The organism is Streptomyces europaeiscabiei (assembly GCF_036346855.1).
GTDB classification, from domain to species: Bacteria; Actinomycetota; Actinomycetes; order Streptomycetales; family Streptomycetaceae; genus Streptomyces; species Streptomyces europaeiscabiei.
In genome coordinates, this window is record NZ_CP107841.1 from 9587161 (window position 1) to 9602362 (window position 15202).

The window sequence follows — 15202 nt, forward strand, 5'->3', positions numbered from 1 at the left end:
GGCGCGCAATGCCGGACTGGGCGGGCGAGGGGGACGACCGCCTTCGAGGCCGCCGCGCACCGGGCGACCGACGCGAGCCTCACCGGCCCCTCGCACTGCCGGGTTGGAGCCGGGCCCACGTCATCGCGCACGTGGCCCGCAACGCCCACGCGCTCGTCAAACCTGCTCACATGGGCTCGTACGGGCGTATCGAGACCCCGATGTACGCCGACGACGAACAGCGTACGAACGAGATCGAGGCATACGCCCGCCGCCCGGCCGACGAACTGCGCGCCGCGCTCCTCGCGGCCGACGGACGACTGTGCGAGACACTCGACACTCTGCCCTACGAGTGCTGGAGTGTGACCGCCCGGACAGCGAGTGGGAGGGCGGTGCCGGCCTCGGAGGTGCCCTGGATGCGGGTGCGGGAGGTGTGGGTTTACGACGTCGGGCAGGGCGCACAGCAGCTCCGTCGCCGCTGGGAGCGACATGTCAACGGTCAACGCCCCCGCTGTCGGGCAGGGGCGTTGCTCGAGATGGTCTGTTTCAGGATGCCTTCTGGTCGGCGGGCTTCTCGATCTCGGTGGTCACCCGTGGCCCTCGGAAGAGCACCGGGAGCCACAGGAGGCATGCCAGTAGGGGGACCGCGGCGTAGGTGGCCATGCCCACACTGGAGCCCAACCCGTCCATGAGCGCGCCGAGGACGAGATAGCCGATGCCGATGAGCGCCGACTCCACGAACGCGATCATCGACAGCAGGCTCGCCCGGTGGCGCGACGGCACTGCCTCGTTGAACGCGTTGTCCACGATCACGGCGGTGATCTCGGGAATTCCGACCAGGAGCAGGAACGCGGCGATGGTGACCCAGACAAGGCCGAGGCCGCTCAGGCCGAGCGCCACGGCGAGTGTCAGGAGAGACACCGGGACGATGACCCGATACCCGATGCGTCGGTCCGCGCGGTCCGACAGCAGGGGAGTGAGCCCGCCGACGAAGAATCCCGCCGCTATGACCACGCTGACCAATGCGGTGCCCGCTCCCTGATCGGAGAGCGTCTTCTGCGTAAAAATGATGTACGGCGTCAAAGTCGCATGCATCGATCCGGACACCACGACAAGCGTCACGAGCGCCGGCGTGGCGACCCGAAGCATCGCCCGCCATGCTGTGGCGTCGCCGTGCTTCTTCTCGGCTCCGTCCTGCTCGTCCACCGCGTCCGCGCCGCGGATCTCGGGCACCCGTGACATCAGCACCACCACGGCCAGGACGAGGCACGACGCCGAACCGACGTAGACGATTCCCCAGGAAAACTGCTGCAGTTGGCCGCCGACGACGATGGCGACTCCCGAGGTGACCGTCCCGAGCATGGTGAACCGGGACTTGATCTTGACGTAGTCGGCCGTTGCACCACGACGCACGAGCAGGTCGTACAGCAGGGCGGTGTCCGAACCGGATACCCATGCCATGCCCACGCCCTGGCCGATGAACAGCGCGAGGAACACCCAGTAGTTGGAGGACGTCACCTGCCCGAGCAGGCATCCGGCTATCAGCACCTGGCCGATCACGATGCCGGCACGCCTGCCGATTCGGTCGGCGATGACTCCCGTAGGCAACTCCGCAAGTCCGCTGACCAGGTAGAGCAGTGTCTGAAGGACGGCCACTTGCCCGGCGGAGAAGCCGCGCTGCAGAAGGAAGAGGACGAATACGCCACGCTGGAACAGCGAGTTGGCGAGCACGGCGTATACGTAGAACGGGCGCGTGACGCTTCGTGCTGCATCGCCGACTGCAGCCGACCCGCCAAGGGCCTCCGTGGTGCCGGTCATGCTGCGGGCTCCCCCTGATGGCTCCGGTGATCATTGGTGTTGGGCCTCCGCCGTCGACCGGAACCGGGCCGGCGACATCATCAAGGCGAGCTTCCAGCAACGCCACTGCCCGCCGGATCGCCTCGGTCGCCTCACCGCAGGCACGGCATTCCGCAGCCAACGGAACGATCCCCATCGGAGCACTGCTCGGCGGCACGCTCGGAACCGCACTCGGCCTCCACACCGCCATGGCCATCACGACAGCGGGGATCCCGCTCGCCGCACTGACCCTGCTCTTCTCCCGGATCCGGTGATCCCGAGACCTGCCGACGTCCCGCCGGCCGACGAGTGATTCCAGACTTCCGCCGGATTCTGATGGTGAGTCGGCCCTACCTCGTCATTGACCACGACCGCTCCGGGCAATCGGCCCTCGGCCCCGAGCGCCACACCCACGTCGGACCTCATGGACGGACTCCACACCCGTGGACACGATGAACTGAGACACAGTCACCCCCTCACAGTCGGCGAACACGAAGAACTGAGACGCCGGCCTCGGACCGTCCCACTACACGATGCATCATGCCTGCCAAAAGCCCTGGCCGAGAGCTAGATCCAATGAGACGGGACACGGAGGGGCCCTGCCGCCACCCACTGGAAGAAGATCGTGCGCCTCGCCTTTCCCGGCAGGCTCTGACAGGCGAATACCGGCACGCGCCAAGGTGGCGTCAGGCGGGCTGCGGGGCGGGTGTCGTCGGAGCGGCCGCGACCTTGCGGGTCTCGCGCGTGATCAGCAGGCCGTTGACCACCATCAGTGTCGCGGTCAGGCAGTGGACGCCGAGCGCGGTGGCCACGGAGCCGTGGTGGGCCAGCACGGTGGTCATGTCGCCGTACGCGGCGAGGGACTCCACCAGCAGCGCCCAGCCCAGAGCCCGGCGGTGGCCCGTCACCAGCAGGATGCCCAGGACCGAGGCCAGGACGACGTCGCGGATTCCCTTGATGATCAGGAAGCCGCCGCCGTCGCCGGGCGGCCAGCTCGGCAGGCCGAAGCCCGGCGCCGTCGTCTCCGGGCTCAGGATGAACTCCGCCCCGAACCAGAGGATGAAGAGGATGGAGGTGGCGGCCAGGACGGTGTTGATCTTCTTCAGCGACATTGTCCTTCTCCTTGCGGGTCTTGGTCGGCTTGGTGACCTTCGTGGAGCTTGCTGAGTCGTGTGGAGCCTGATCAGGCCGCGCGGACGCGGCCGATCGAGGGGCGTGGTTTGTCGGGATCGCCGTTGCGGGATCCGAGCGGCAGCCGCATTCCCGGATGTCGGGATTTCGGTGGTCGGCTGCCGCCCGGGGAGTGGGGATCGTGTGCCACCGGCGCGGCGTCGGCCCGCGGGCTCAGGTGAGGGCGGCGACGAGCAGGGTGAAGGCGGCGATGATGACGGCGAGGCGGACGTAGTGGAAGCGGGTCCAGCGGTTCATCTGCTCCTTCCAGTCGGCGGGCCGGTTGTCGGGGGTCCACGTCTTGTTCCGGTTGTTGATCGGGACGAGCAGCAGGAGCGACATGATCACGCTGAGGGCCAGCAGCGCGCCGGCGGTGACGACGAGGCCGGTGCCGTGGTGGTGCCATCCGGCGATGGCCCAGACCGCGACGAGGACGAGCGAGCCGATGTACCAGACCGGCATCACGGCGCCGAGCATCCGGCCCCCGTGGGCGTGGCCGAGTTGGCCACTGTCCTCGGGGAGTGCGTTGAGGATCGGGTTCATGACGAAGGCGACGGAGAACTCCACCCCCACCATCACGCCGACGATCACGGTGGTGACGACCTCGAGTGCGTTGAACACGTTGCCCCCTGAAATCTAGTGTTGCTAGATGATGAGGCAACGCTAGTACTGCTGCCGCTTGATTGTCTAGCGGTGCTAGAATCGAATCATGTCGGTACAGGAACGCAAGCAGCGCGAGCGGGCGGAGCGCGAGCGCCTCATCGTGGCGACGGCCCGCGAACTCGCCGAGCAGCAGGGCTGGGACGCGGTCACCACGCGTCGGCTCGCCGAGCGCATCGAGTACAGCCAGCCCGTCCTCTACAGCCACTTCCGTGGCAAGCGGGAGATCATCGGCGCCGTCGCCCTGGAGGGCGCCGCCGAACTGGCCGCGGCGGTACGGGCCGCGGCAGCCGCAGCGGACGGCCCGCGCGAGCGGGTCGCCGCGCTCGCCCGCGCCTACCTCGACTTCGCCGCAGGCAACCCGGCGGTCTACGACGCCCTGTTCCAGCTCGACGGCGGCCTGGCCTTCGCGCAGGAGGACACCCCGGAACCTCTCAAGGACGCCTTCGCCGCGCTGCTGGAGAGCCTGGGCGAGGTCGCCGGGGACGGCGTCCACCCGGGGCTGTTCACCGAGGTGTTCTGGGCGTCCCTGCACGGCCTCGCGACCCTGGCCCGGGCAGGACGGCTGCTGCCCGAGGACGCCGCGCAGAGGGTGGAGCTGCTGGTGGACCGGCTCGCCGTGGTCTGACACACCTGCTCGGCCCTCACCGTCCCGGGCGGAGGGCCGCGATCTCGTCGACCCGCTCCAGCGCGCCCTTCAACGCGTTGCCGGTGCTCCGATTCGGCGGCCGTCCCTGGAGATGGTGGTGGTGACGTTCATGCGCTTGCTGAATCGGTAGGTCGTGAGCGGGCTGCCGCTGACCATCTCCTTGTACGCGACGGCGCTCCGGCCGTTGAGGTGCATGCGGCGGGGGGTTTCGTCGGCCTTGGAACTGGATGACGGCGTCACGGCGGCCGAGGCTGACCGGCTGGTGGAAGTAGCCGAAGCGGAACGGCCTGACGGCCTTGCCGCGCACGAGCCGCGCGATGGTGTCGGCGGTGTACTGGGCGGTGGGCAGGCCGCTCCGGCAGGTGCCGTGGATCTGGCCCCAGGTCAGACGAACGGCGGCGGCGTCGCCGATGGCGTGGATCTCCGGGTGGGAAACCGAACGCAGGGTGGCGTCGACCAGGATGAGGCCGCGGTCGTCGGTGGCGATCCCGGCGTCGGCGGCGAGCGGTGACACCTTGACGCCGGTGGTCCACAGGCAGGCGTCGGAGCGGACGAGCCGGCCGTCGGCCGGTTCGACGGCGTCGGGCAGCACCTTGGTGACACGGGCGCCGGTCTCGAGAGTGACGCCGAGGCGGTCCAGCGCGCCGTAGGGGTAGGCGCGGGCCTCGGGGCCCATCATGCCGCCGGGCTCGTCCAGGCTGATCAGCGTGACGCTCAGGCCGGGGTGGCTCTCGGCGATCTCGGTGGCCGCCTCGATGCCGGTCAGGCCGCCGCCGCAGACGGTGACCACCACCTGATCCACGCCGTCACCCTGACGCCCTGGCCGCTGCCTCGGCGGGCAACACCCTGGGCCTCGGCAAGGTCTGGGCCAGGCTCCCGCTCGTCCGCGACAGCCGCTGGCTGCGCTGACCACGGGAGGCGCGGCGGGCTCGCCGTCGGGTCCGCCGCACCCGACGCCGGCCAGGGCCGGTCGGCCCAGGGCAGGGACCTGCGGCCCCTGCCCTGGGCCTCGTCCAGGAACGACGCTGAACGGGGACGCCGATTCGGCGCATTCGGAAGGTGGAGATCATGACCCGCACCATCACCGTCGGTCTCGACGGCTCGCGCGAGAGCCGCGCCGCTGCCGAGTGGGGGGCCCGCGAAGCACGGTTGCTCGGTCTGCCGCTGAAGCTGGTCCATGTCTGGGAGCCCGTTCCGGATCCCATCGCGCAGGCGCCGCTGCTGGGCGCGGAGACCCATCAGCACTGGACCGAGAGGATTCCCCGCGAAGCGGCGGAAAGAATCCGCCTGCGCCACCCCGGCGTCGACGTCACCACCGAGCAGCTGTCCGGCCACCCCTCCGAGGTGTTGGCGGGTGCGGCGAAAGACGCCGAGCTGCTGGTGCTGGGCTCACGCGGTCTGAGCGGGATCGCCGGATTCATGGTCGGCTCGGTCGGTCTCTCCGTGCTGGCGCACGCCGAACGGCCGGTCGTCCTCGTCCGGGCCGGCGAACAGGCCGCCGACGAGCACGAGACGGACCCGGCCGGCATCCCGTCCGCCGCGACTCCGTTCCGGCCCGTCGTCCTCGGCTTCGACATCGAGAGCCCCGACGAGGAAGTGATCGAGTTCGCGTTCGCGGCGGCCGCCCGCCGCGGCACGTCCCTGCGGGTCGTCCACGGCTGGAATCCGCCCCCGTACTACGCCTACGGGCTCTCCGCGGACCTCGAACTCCACCGGGCCCTCGCCCGCCGCGAGACCACCGCCCTGACCGAAATGCTGCGCCCGTGGCGGGAGAAGCACCCGGACGTCGAGGTCACCGAGGAGTCCCACTACGGCACCCCCGGCAATCATCTCGTCGACGCCTCCCGCGAGGCCTCGCTGGTCGTCGTGGGACGCAGGATCCGCCGCAACCCGTTCGGCGCCCACATCGGGCCCGTCACGCACGCCGTCCTGCACCACGCCACCGCCCCCGTCGCCGTCGTCCCGCACGGCTGACCCCCCGACCCCCACCACTCAAGGAGCAGACACCATGAAGGCAGCGGTCGTACGAGCCTTCGGCGAGCCCCTCGTCATCGAGGAGAGAACCGACCCCGAGCCCGGCGCGGGCCAGGTCCGGGTCCGCGTCGAGGCCTCCGGGCTGTGCCACACCGACATCCACGCCGCCCACGGCGACTGGCCCGTCAAGCCCGACCCGCCGTTCGTCCCCGGTCACGAGGGCGTCGGCCTCGTCGAGAAGCTCGGCGACGGCGTGACCCACCTGAGCGTCGGACAGCGGGTCGCCGTGCCCTGGCTCGGCAGGGCCTGCGGGCGGTGCGAGCACTGTCTGTCCGGCTGGGAGACGCTGTGCGAGCAGCAGATCAACACCGGCTACGGCTGCGACGGCGGTTACGCCGAGAAGATGCTGGCCTGGGCCGACTTCGCGCAGGTGGTGCCCGACGGCGTCAGTGCCGTCGACGCCGCCCCGCTGACCTGCGCCGGCGTGACCACGTACAAGGCCCTCAAGGTCGCCGAGGTGCGGCCCGCGCAGCTGGTCGCGATCTCCGGCATCGGCGGACTCGGCCACCTCGCCGTGCAGTACGCCAAGATCGCCGGCGCCACGGTGGCCGCGATCGACGTCACCGACGAGAAGCTCGAACTCGCCGGCGAACTCGGCGCGGACATCGTCATCGACGCCCGGAAGGAGAACGTCGGCGAGGTCCTCAAGCGGCACGGCGGCGCCCACGCGGCCATCGCGCTCGCGGTGAACGACGCGGCCTTCGCGGCCGTCAACGCGGGTCTGCGGCGTGGCGGCAAGCTCGTCATGGTCGCCCTGCCCGCCCACGGCACCGTCCAGGTCCCGATCTTCGACACGGTTCTGAACGGTACGAGCGTGATCGGCTCGATCGTGGGCACCCGGCAGGACCTGGCCGAGGTCTTCCGGCTGCACGCGGCCGGCCGGACCAGGGTCATCTGCGAGACCCGCCCGCTGGCCTCCGTCAACGAATCCATCGACGAGGTGCTGCGCGGCCAGGTCAAGGCCCGGATCGTGTTCGACCTCGGTGCGGGAAGGTGAGCGGGATGTCGATGGACCTGCCGATCGTCGTCGGCGTCGACGGCTCAGAGCCCGGCCTGCGGGCCGTGGACTGGGCGGCCGACGAGGCCGCCCTGCGCGGGGCACCGCTGCGCCTGGTGTACGCCTCGCTGTGGGAGCGGTACGAGGGCGCCCGGCTCGCCGAGGACCTGGGCGAGCCGTCCGAGCGGGTACGGGCCGAGGACATCGTGGACGGCGCCGCCCGGCGCGCCCACCTCCGCCGGCCCGACGTGAAGATCACCACCGAGGTGCTGCCCGAGGAACCCGAATACACGCTGCTGCGGGAGAGCCGGACCGCCTCCCTGCTGGTGACGGGCACCCGGGGCCGCAGCGCCCTCACCGAGGCACTGCTGGGCTCCGTGAGCCTGACGGTGGCCGCGCACGCGCACTGCCCGATGATCGTCGTACGCGGCAGCCACGACAACCGGGCCCTGCCCGCCACGCACGGCCGCGTCGTCGTCGGCGTGGGGGAGAGGCCGACGTCCTCCGCGGCGGTGCGCTTCGCCTTCGACGAGGCGAGGCGACGCGGGGCGGAGGTCGAGGCCCTGCGGGCCTGGCGGTGCCCCGCGCACGAGACCACCGACCATCTTCTGCTGGCCGGGGAACCCGCGCGCGTGCACGAGGAGCAGGCCGTAAAGGCCCTGGAGGCGGCGCTCCAGGACGCCCCTGCCGATGTCCGACTGCACCGCCGTACCGTCGAGGGCCACGCCCGGAACATGCTGGTCGACGCCTCGCGCGACGCCGACCTCCTGGTCATCGGAGCCAAGCGCCGGCAGCGGCACTTCGGACTCCAGCTCGGCCGGGTGACGCACGGGGTGCTGCACCACTCCGCCTGCCCGGTCGTGATCGTGCCCGAGCAGGAGTGAGCACGGTGACCGGCTGCTCAGAGACTCGCCGCGTGATCGGGGACGTACGTCTGCAGATCGCGCGGCGGGCGCTGGTAGCCGGTCGACGCCGGGCGCGCGGGCAGCTCCAGCACCGGGGGCGGGACCTCGCGGTACGGCACGGAGTCCAGCAGATGGGCGATCATGTTCAGCCGCGCCCGGCGCTTGTCGTCGCTCTCGACCACGAACCAGGGCGCCTCGGAGACGTCGGTGTGCACCAGCATCTCGTCCTTCGCCCGGGAGTACGCCTCCCAGCGGGTGAGCGACTCCAGGTCCATGGGCGACAGCTTCCAGCGCCGCAGCGGATCCTCCAGCCGCTTGCGGAACCGCTCCTGCTGCTCGGTGTCGCTCACCGAGAACCAGTACTTGCGCAACAGGATCCCGTCCTCGACCAGCATCCGCTCGAAGATCGGGCACTGGCGGAGGAACAGCTGGTACTCCTCCTTCGTACAGAAGCCCATCACATGCTCGACCCCGGCCCGGTTGTACCAGGACCGGTCGAACAGCACGATCTCCCCGGCGGCCGGCAGATGCTCGACGTACCTCTGGAAGTACCACTGGGTGCGCTCGCGCTCCGTCGGCTTGGGGAGCGCCGCGATCCGGGCGACGCGCGGGTTGAGATGCTCGGCGACCCGCTTGATCGTCCCGCCCTTGCCCGCCGCGTCCCGCCCCTCGAAGACCACGACCAGCCGGGCGCCCTCCGCCCGCACCCACTCCTGGAGCTTCACCAACTCCGTCTGCAGGCGCAGCAGTTCCTTCTCGTACGCCGCGCGCGGCACTCTCGCCGCCTTCTTGTCGGCCATTTTGCCTCCACCACCCGACGACCCCATTCGATGAGTTCCGGAGTCACCCATGACCAAGGTCGAACACCAGAACGTCACCGTACTTTCCGACGACGAGCTGCGCACCCTGGACGCCCACTGGCGGGCCGCCAACTACCTGACCGCGGGCCAGATCTACCTCATGGCCAACCCCCTGCTGACCGAGCCCCTGCGACCGGAACACATCAAGCCCCGGCTCCTCGGCCACTGGGGCACCTCGCCCGGCCTGAACCTCGTGTACACGCACCTCAACCGGGTGATCAAGGCGCGTGGCCTCGACGCGCTGTGCGTGTGGGGCCCGGGACACGGCGGGCCTTCCGTGCTGGCCAACTCGTGGCTGGAGGGCAGCTACAGCGAGACCTACCCCGACGTGCCGCGCGACGCGGAGGGCATGGCACGGCTCTTCCGGCAGTTCTCCTTCCCCGGCGGGGTGCCCAGCCACGTCGCTCCGGAGACGCCCGGTTCCATCCACGAGGGCGGTGAACTCGGCTACTCGCTGGCGCACGCGTACGGCGCCGCGCTCGACAACCCCGACCTGCTCGTGGCCTGTGTCATCGGGGACGGCGAGGCGGAGACCGGGCCACTGGCCGCCTCCTGGCACTCCAACAAGTTCCTCGACCCGGTGCACGACGGAGCGGTCCTGCCGATCCTGCACCTCAACGGCTACAAGATCGCCAATCCGACGGTGCTCTCCCGCATCCCGGAGAGCGAACTGGACGCGCTGCTGCGGGGATACGGCCATGTGCCCATCCACGTGACCGGTGACGACCCGACGCAGGTGCACCGCGCGATGGCCAGGGCCGTCGACGAGGCGCTGGACCGCATCGCGATGATGCAGCGGTCAGCCCGCGAGGACGGAGTCGCCGAGCGTGTGCACTGGCCGGTGATCGTGCTGCGCACCCCGAAGGGCTGGACCGGCCCCGCCGAGGTCGACGGTGTGCCCGTCGAGGGAACCTGGCGCGCGCACCAGGTTCCACTGGCCGGTGTCCGGGAGAACCCGGAACATCTCAGCCAGTTGGAGGCCTGGCTGCGTTCGTACCGGCCCGCCGAACTGTTCGGCCCGGACGGCCGGCCCGTCGCCGACGTCCTCGCCTGTGTCCCCGAGGGACTCAGGCGCCTGGGCTCCACCCCACATGCCAACGGTGGACTCCTCGTCCGCGACCTGCCCATCCGCTCACTCGACGACTTCGCCGTACCGGTCGAGAAGCCGGGCACGACGCTGCACGAACCCACCCGGGTCCTCGGCGACCTCCTGGAGAAGGTCATGAACGACACCTGCCTGCGCCGGGACTTCAGGGTCGTCGGACCGGACGAGACCGCCTCCAACCGCCTTCAGGCCGTCTTCGACGCCAGCGGCAAGGCCTGGCAGGCCGAACACCTGCCCGTCGACGAACACCTGGACCGGCACGGCCGGGTGATGGAGATCCTGTCCGAACACACCTGCCAGGGCTGGCTGGAGGGCTACCTCCTCACCGGCCGGCACGGACTGTTCTCCTGCTACGAGGCGTTCGTCCACATCGTCGACTCCATGGTCAACCAGCACATCAAATGGCTGAAGACCTCACGCGAGCTGCCCTGGCGTGCGCCCATCGCCTCCCTCAACTACCTGCTCACCTCGCACGTGTGGCGCCAGGACCACAACGGCTTCTCCCACCAGGACCCCGGCTTCGTCGACCACGTCCTCAACAAGAGCCCCGAGGTCGTACGCGTCTATCTGCCGCCGGACGCCAACACCCTGCTCTCGGTGGCGGACCACGCCCTGCGCAGCCGCGACTACGTCAACGTGATCGTGGCCGGCAAACAGCCCTGCTTCGACTGGCTGTCCATCGAGCAGGCCCGCGCCCACTGCGCGCGGGGCGCCGGGATCTGGGACTGGGCCGGCACCGAGAACGGCGGCGAACCGGATGCCGTCCTCGCCTGCGCCGGGGACGTGCCCACCCAGGAGGTGCTGGCCGCCGCCCAACTGTTGCGCCGCCACCTGCCGCAGCTCGCCGTCCGCGTCGTCAACGTGGTCGACATGACCCGGCTGCTCCCGCGCGAGGAACACCCGCACGGGATGAGCGACTTCGAGTACGAGGGACTGTTCACCACCGACAAGCCGGTGATCTTCGCCTACCACGGCTACCCGTGGCTGATCCACCGCCTCGCCTACCGCCGCACCGGCCACAAGAACCTGCACGTACGCGGCTACAAGGAGTCCGGCACCACCACGACACCGTTCGACATGGTCGTCCGCAACGACCTCGACCGCTACCGCCTGGTCATGGACGTCATCGACCGCGTCCCCGGCCTCGCGGTGCGCGCCGCCGCCGTACGCCGGCAGATGGCCGACGTCCGCACCCGCCACCATGCCTGGATCCGCGAACACGGCATCGACCTGCCCGAGGTCGCCGACTGGACCTGGAGCACCTGAGAACCCCTGCAGGGGCAGAGGAAGGAACCGGCCGATGGGATCGGCCCCGACTCCCGCAACGAGACGGGTGTCGGGGCCGGTGCCGTCCCCACCGAGTGGTCGACCGTCCCGGCACCACGGCAACCGTCCACGAGGCCTCGTGGAGGAGAACCCCTGCGGTTTCGCCCCACCGCGTGCCGGGGCGCGTGCCCACCACGACCGGCGCGGCACCGGCGGAGTGGTGGAGCAGGGCCTGAACCGGGGTGAGCAGAACGACGTCTTCGAGCACCGGCACCTCCCGGTACTTCTCCCGCCACGGACGCAGCACGTCCGCCAGGAGCTGCACCTCCTGGCCTCCCAGGTCGCGCGGTCCTTCTCCGGCACGGCGAAGGGCCACTCGGCGGCGCTGGAGGGTTTCCGGCCGCGGTACCCAGGACACCCGACTCGACCGCCGCCGCTGTCGGATCCGTCGGCTCGGGGGACAAGACGTCCCTCGCCGTCCTGCCAGACCACGGCCTTGGATCCGGCCTCGAGACCGGCGGTCACCAAGATCCGGTCCGTACGGGGCGAGCCGTCGGGTGTCGTCCGGCGCACAGCGGCCATCCTCCGCCCCGTGGTTCCGCCGGGCACGGTGGCGATGCGCGGGACGTCGTTCAGGACGACGGCACGGACGGACTGCCGCTCGGCCCGCCGCCGTGCGAACACCTCACTCGCGGCATGGGCCGTCACCAGCCCGGCGACGGTGCCGCCCACGACGACGACCGCCCGGACGGCGAGCACGATCCAGCCTCCGCGATGTCGTCGCGGCGCCGCAGCGGATTGCCCCGCCAGCGCCACAGCCGCGCTTTCATGTACTCGCCCCTGGGCATCGGTCCGTCCCTCCTCGTCGTACGGGTGACTCTTCGACGGTGACAGCCCGTACCGTGCTCCGGCATGAGCCGAAGAGGGCTCCCCTGCAGGGCTGTTCGGGACCGACTCGACAGCGAGGAGGGCCGTTGAGCCCAAGGCGTCGTGCGGCCCGACCGACCCCGTGCCAGGGCCCGGTGCCGGACTCAGCCGGCCGAAGCAGAGACGGAGCCGCAGCCGGATCCGGAATCGGATCCGGAATCGGAGACCGGCGACCCGGCGGCCGCCTCGGGCAGGCGGGAGCGGATGTCGAAAACGCCGGTCAGTCCGGTGTGGCGCAGGATCCGCAGAAACGGGGAACTGTTCGTGACCAGCCGTAGCCGACCGTGCCGGGCCTTCACCCGGTTCCGCGCCCCGCACAGCACGCCCAGCCCGGTGCAGTCGATGAAGGAGACCTGACGCAGGTCGAGCACCAGATCGGGGCCCGGACCGGAGGTCAGTGCGTCCAGGCGGGCCGCGAGCGAGGGCGCCGTCACGATGTCGAGCTCGCCTCGCAGAGTCACGACGGTCGTACCACCGACGGTGGGTTGCGTGCGGTACGGCGTGGACCTCGTGTGGTTGTCGTCCATGGGACGAGACAACCCGTACCGACAAGGTGCGCGGAAGGGCTGTTCGGTCCCTGTTGTCCTGGCTCGACAGGGCCTGTAGGCCCTCCCCGCTGCCCGCCGACGGGGCAGGTGCCCCGTCGGCGGGCGGGGAGGGCCGGACGGCCCAGGCGAAGCGTGCGGCCGAGGGACAAGCTGGATGTGTGGGGTGATCCCGGCACGCGATAGAAGGACGGTGAGGAGTGAAATGAAAGGCTACGTATTCCACGGCCCCGGGCAGTCGGCCTGGGAGGAGATCCCGGACCCTGCCGTCAAGGAGCCCACCGACGCCATCGTGCGGGTCGACGCCGTGACCATCTGCGGCACCGACCTGCACATCCTCAGGGGCGATGTGCCCGAGGTGCATCCCGGCACGGTCCTGGGGCACGAGGCCGTCGGCGAGATCATGGAGGTCGGCGGCGACGTCCGGACCGTCCGTCCGGGCGACAGGGTGCTGGTCTCCTGCATCAGCGCCTGCGGGCGCTGCCGCTACTGCAGGGAGAGCGCCTACGGCCAGTGCCGGGGCGGCGGAGGCTGGATTCTCGGCCACCTGATCGACGGCACCCAGGCCGAGTACGTCCGCGTCCCGTACACAGACCTGTCCGTCCATGTGCTCCCCAGCGCGGTCGAGAGCAAGGACGCCGTACTGCTCGCGGACATCTTCCCGACGTCGTACGAGGTGGGCGTGCTCAACGGCCATGTACGCCCGGGCGACACCGTCGCCGTGGTCGGAGCAGGACCCATCGGCCTCGCGGCGATCGCCACGGCACGCCTGTTCGCACCCGAGCGGATCGTCGCCGTCGACCTGGCCACCTCCCGGCTGGACGCCGCCAAGCGGCTCGGCGCCGATGCCGTGGCCGACGCCCGTGAGGACCCCGAGCAACTGATCACGGACCTGACCGACGGGCTCGGCGCGGACGTGGCCATCGAGGCGGTCGGCGTCCCGGAGAGCTTCGAGATGTGCACGCGCATGGTGCGCCCCGGCGGCCACGTCGCCAATGTCGGCGTCCACGGCAAGCCCGCAACGCTGCACCTCGAAGACCTGTGGATCAAGAACGTGACCATCACCACCGGCCTGGTCGACACCCACTCCACACCCACCCTGCTGCGCATGGCGGCCGCCGGCCGCCTGCCCACCGCGCAGCTGGTCACCCACACCTTCCCGCTGGACCGCATGGAGGAGGCGTACGACGTGTTCGCCCGGGCCGCCGACACCGGAGCCCTCAAGGTGATGCTCGGCGAGCAGCCGCACAAGGAGGTCGCCGTCCCGGCGGTCTGACGCCACCCGGCTTCGGACTTCCGTCCCGAACCCCGGTATCCGGATATCGCGGTGGAGACCGTCGCCGGGGAAGGCGGAGCGGTACCCGCGCTGGTGCGCGAGAGCGCGACCGCGGAGCTGACCGTCGTGGGAACACGCGGCGACCCGCGAGGCCGCCGTGGTCGTCATCGGCGCCCACCACCGTACGACCGTGCTCGGCACACGCCTCGGGCCGGTCGCCCACACCCTGCTGCACCGCGCGCACTGCCCCGTCGTCGTGGTCCCGAACGTATGACGGGACGTCTGTTGCGGCGGCACGCCCCCGACGGAGGCCCCCTCATGCCCCCGTACCGGCACCGTCGGTCTGGACGGAACGGACGAAAGCCCGGCGGCGCCGGACTGGGCCGCTCGTGAAGCCGGGTATGTACGGGCTTCCCCTCCGTGTCGCGCACGCGGGGGAGCGACAGCCCCATTCCCATGTGCCGTTCGCGGACGAGCCGGTGCCCCCGCCGAGCGCCGGAGCGGCCGGTTGTCGCGCGATGTCACACCACGATGTGGTGCCGGGGCCGGACCTGTGTGCCCCCGACGACCACGTCCTCGCCTTCGCGTTCGGCGCCGCGGTCAGGCGTGACACAGGGTTGCGCGTTGTCCACGGCTGGAGCAGGAGGACCTCACACGAATCGGCCGACGTGCTCCGCCCGTGGCAGCACTGGCCTTCCGGCATCGACGCGACGGAGGAAGCGGTGGTCGGCAACGCGGGTGCGCGGCTGGTGGACGCTTCGCGTGGTGCCTCGCTGGTCTTCCTGGGACGGCGCAACCGTAGGGCTCCCAGAGCCCGCGCCCCGGTGGCGCACGGTGTCCTTCGGCCCGCCGTCGCGCCTGCCGCGGTCCTACCGCCCGACCGACAGCGTTCAGGTGGACCAACGGAGCGGCACCGCGGGGGATCGGTGCCGCTCCTGTCTTCAGTGTCCCTCGGATCACCCGGGCCCCACAGGGGCCGATGGTCCTGACCCG

13 protein-coding genes and 2 pseudogenes are annotated in these 15202 nt (G+C 70.7%); 9 read left to right on the top strand and 6 right to left on the bottom strand.

Going from position 1 to position 15202, the window contains the following annotated elements:
• Positions 1-8: 8 nt before the first annotated feature.
• Positions 9-359: pseudogene (locus tag OG858_RS48375) on the top strand (maleylpyruvate isomerase N-terminal domain-containing protein); the annotation flags it as partial.
• Between the two features lie 166 nt (positions 360-525).
• On the opposite strand, the gene OG858_RS41640 reads toward OG858_RS48375, so the two are convergent.
• The 3 genes from OG858_RS41640 to OG858_RS41655 form a co-directional block, all read right to left on the bottom strand.
• Positions 526-1797, bottom strand: coding sequence for an MFS transporter (locus tag OG858_RS41640; protein WP_319314993.1), 1272 nt, complete (start codon positions 1795-1797; stop codon positions 526-528).
• Positions 1798-2501: 704 nt separating this feature from the next.
• Positions 2502-2927, bottom strand: coding sequence for a DUF4267 domain-containing protein (locus OG858_RS41650; protein WP_319314996.1), 426 nt, complete (start codon positions 2925-2927; stop codon positions 2502-2504).
• Between the two features lie 232 nt (positions 2928-3159).
• The gene (locus OG858_RS41655) at positions 3160-3606 is read right to left on the bottom strand and encodes a DUF1772 domain-containing protein (protein WP_086749915.1); all 447 of its coding nucleotides are present in this window, start codon (positions 3604-3606) and stop codon (positions 3160-3162) included.
• Between the two features lie 88 nt (positions 3607-3694).
• Between OG858_RS41655 and OG858_RS41660 the strand changes: the two genes are divergently transcribed.
• The gene (locus tag OG858_RS41660) at positions 3695-4273 is read left to right on the top strand and encodes a TetR/AcrR family transcriptional regulator (protein WP_086749916.1); all 579 of its coding nucleotides are present in this window, start codon (positions 3695-3697) and stop codon (positions 4271-4273) included.
• A 16-nt stretch (positions 4274-4289) separates the two neighbouring features.
• On the opposite strand, the gene OG858_RS41665 is transcribed toward OG858_RS41660, so the two are convergent.
• Complete coding sequence (locus OG858_RS41665; RefSeq protein WP_319314999.1) at positions 4290-5096, bottom strand: NAD(P)/FAD-dependent oxidoreductase; 807 nt, start codon at positions 5094-5096, stop codon at positions 4290-4292.
• A gap of 266 nt (positions 5097-5362) precedes the next feature.
• Here OG858_RS41665 and OG858_RS41670 point away from each other — a divergent pair, with 266 nt between their 5' ends.
• From OG858_RS41670 to OG858_RS41680, 3 genes are read left to right on the top strand one after another with little or no spacing between them, the layout of a single operon-like run.
• Positions 5363-6268 carry a universal stress protein gene (locus tag OG858_RS41670; protein WP_319259825.1) on the top strand — a complete coding sequence of 302 codons (906 nt, stop codon included), beginning with the start codon at positions 5363-5365 and terminating at the stop codon, positions 6266-6268.
• Positions 6269-6302: 34 nt separating this feature from the next.
• Positions 6303-7325: a zinc-dependent alcohol dehydrogenase gene (locus OG858_RS41675; protein WP_319065434.1), complete on the top strand. Its 1023-nt coding sequence runs from the start codon at positions 6303-6305 to the stop codon at positions 7323-7325.
• A gap of 5 nt (positions 7326-7330) precedes the next feature.
• Complete coding sequence (locus OG858_RS41680; protein ID WP_319065433.1) at positions 7331-8209, top strand: universal stress protein; 879 nt, start codon at positions 7331-7333, stop codon at positions 8207-8209.
• Between the two features lie 17 nt (positions 8210-8226).
• Here OG858_RS41680 and ppk2 read toward each other — a convergent pair whose 3' ends face one another.
• Positions 8227-9030, bottom strand: a complete 804-nt coding sequence (ppk2, locus tag OG858_RS41685) for a polyphosphate kinase 2 (RefSeq protein ID WP_086749845.1) — start codon at positions 9028-9030, stop codon at positions 8227-8229.
• 49 nt (positions 9031-9079) lie between these two features.
• Between ppk2 and OG858_RS41690 the strand changes: the two genes are divergently transcribed.
• Positions 9080-11461 (top strand): phosphoketolase family protein, encoded by a 2382-nt coding sequence (locus OG858_RS41690; protein WP_319259831.1) that lies wholly within the window; start codon positions 9080-9082, stop codon positions 11459-11461.
• Positions 11462-12157: 696 nt separating this feature from the next.
• Positions 12158-12352, top strand: a complete 195-nt coding sequence (locus OG858_RS41695; RefSeq protein ID WP_143677300.1) for a hypothetical protein — start codon at positions 12158-12160, stop codon at positions 12350-12352.
• 140 nt (positions 12353-12492) lie between these two features.
• On the opposite strand, the gene OG858_RS41700 is transcribed toward OG858_RS41695, so the two are convergent.
• A complete protein-coding gene (locus OG858_RS41700) occupies positions 12493-12915 on the bottom strand; it encodes an STAS domain-containing protein (protein WP_328543910.1) in 423 nt (140 codons plus the stop codon).
• A 223-nt stretch (positions 12916-13138) separates the two neighbouring features.
• Here OG858_RS41700 and OG858_RS41705 point away from each other — a divergent pair, with 223 nt between their 5' ends.
• Complete coding sequence (locus OG858_RS41705) at positions 13139-14209, top strand: zinc-dependent alcohol dehydrogenase family protein (RefSeq protein ID WP_319318602.1); 1071 nt, start codon at positions 13139-13141, stop codon at positions 14207-14209.
• 139 nt (positions 14210-14348) lie between these two features.
• Positions 14349-14483 (top strand): annotated as a pseudogene (locus OG858_RS41710) (universal stress protein); the annotation flags it as partial.
• Positions 14484-15202: the final 719 nt, after the last annotated feature.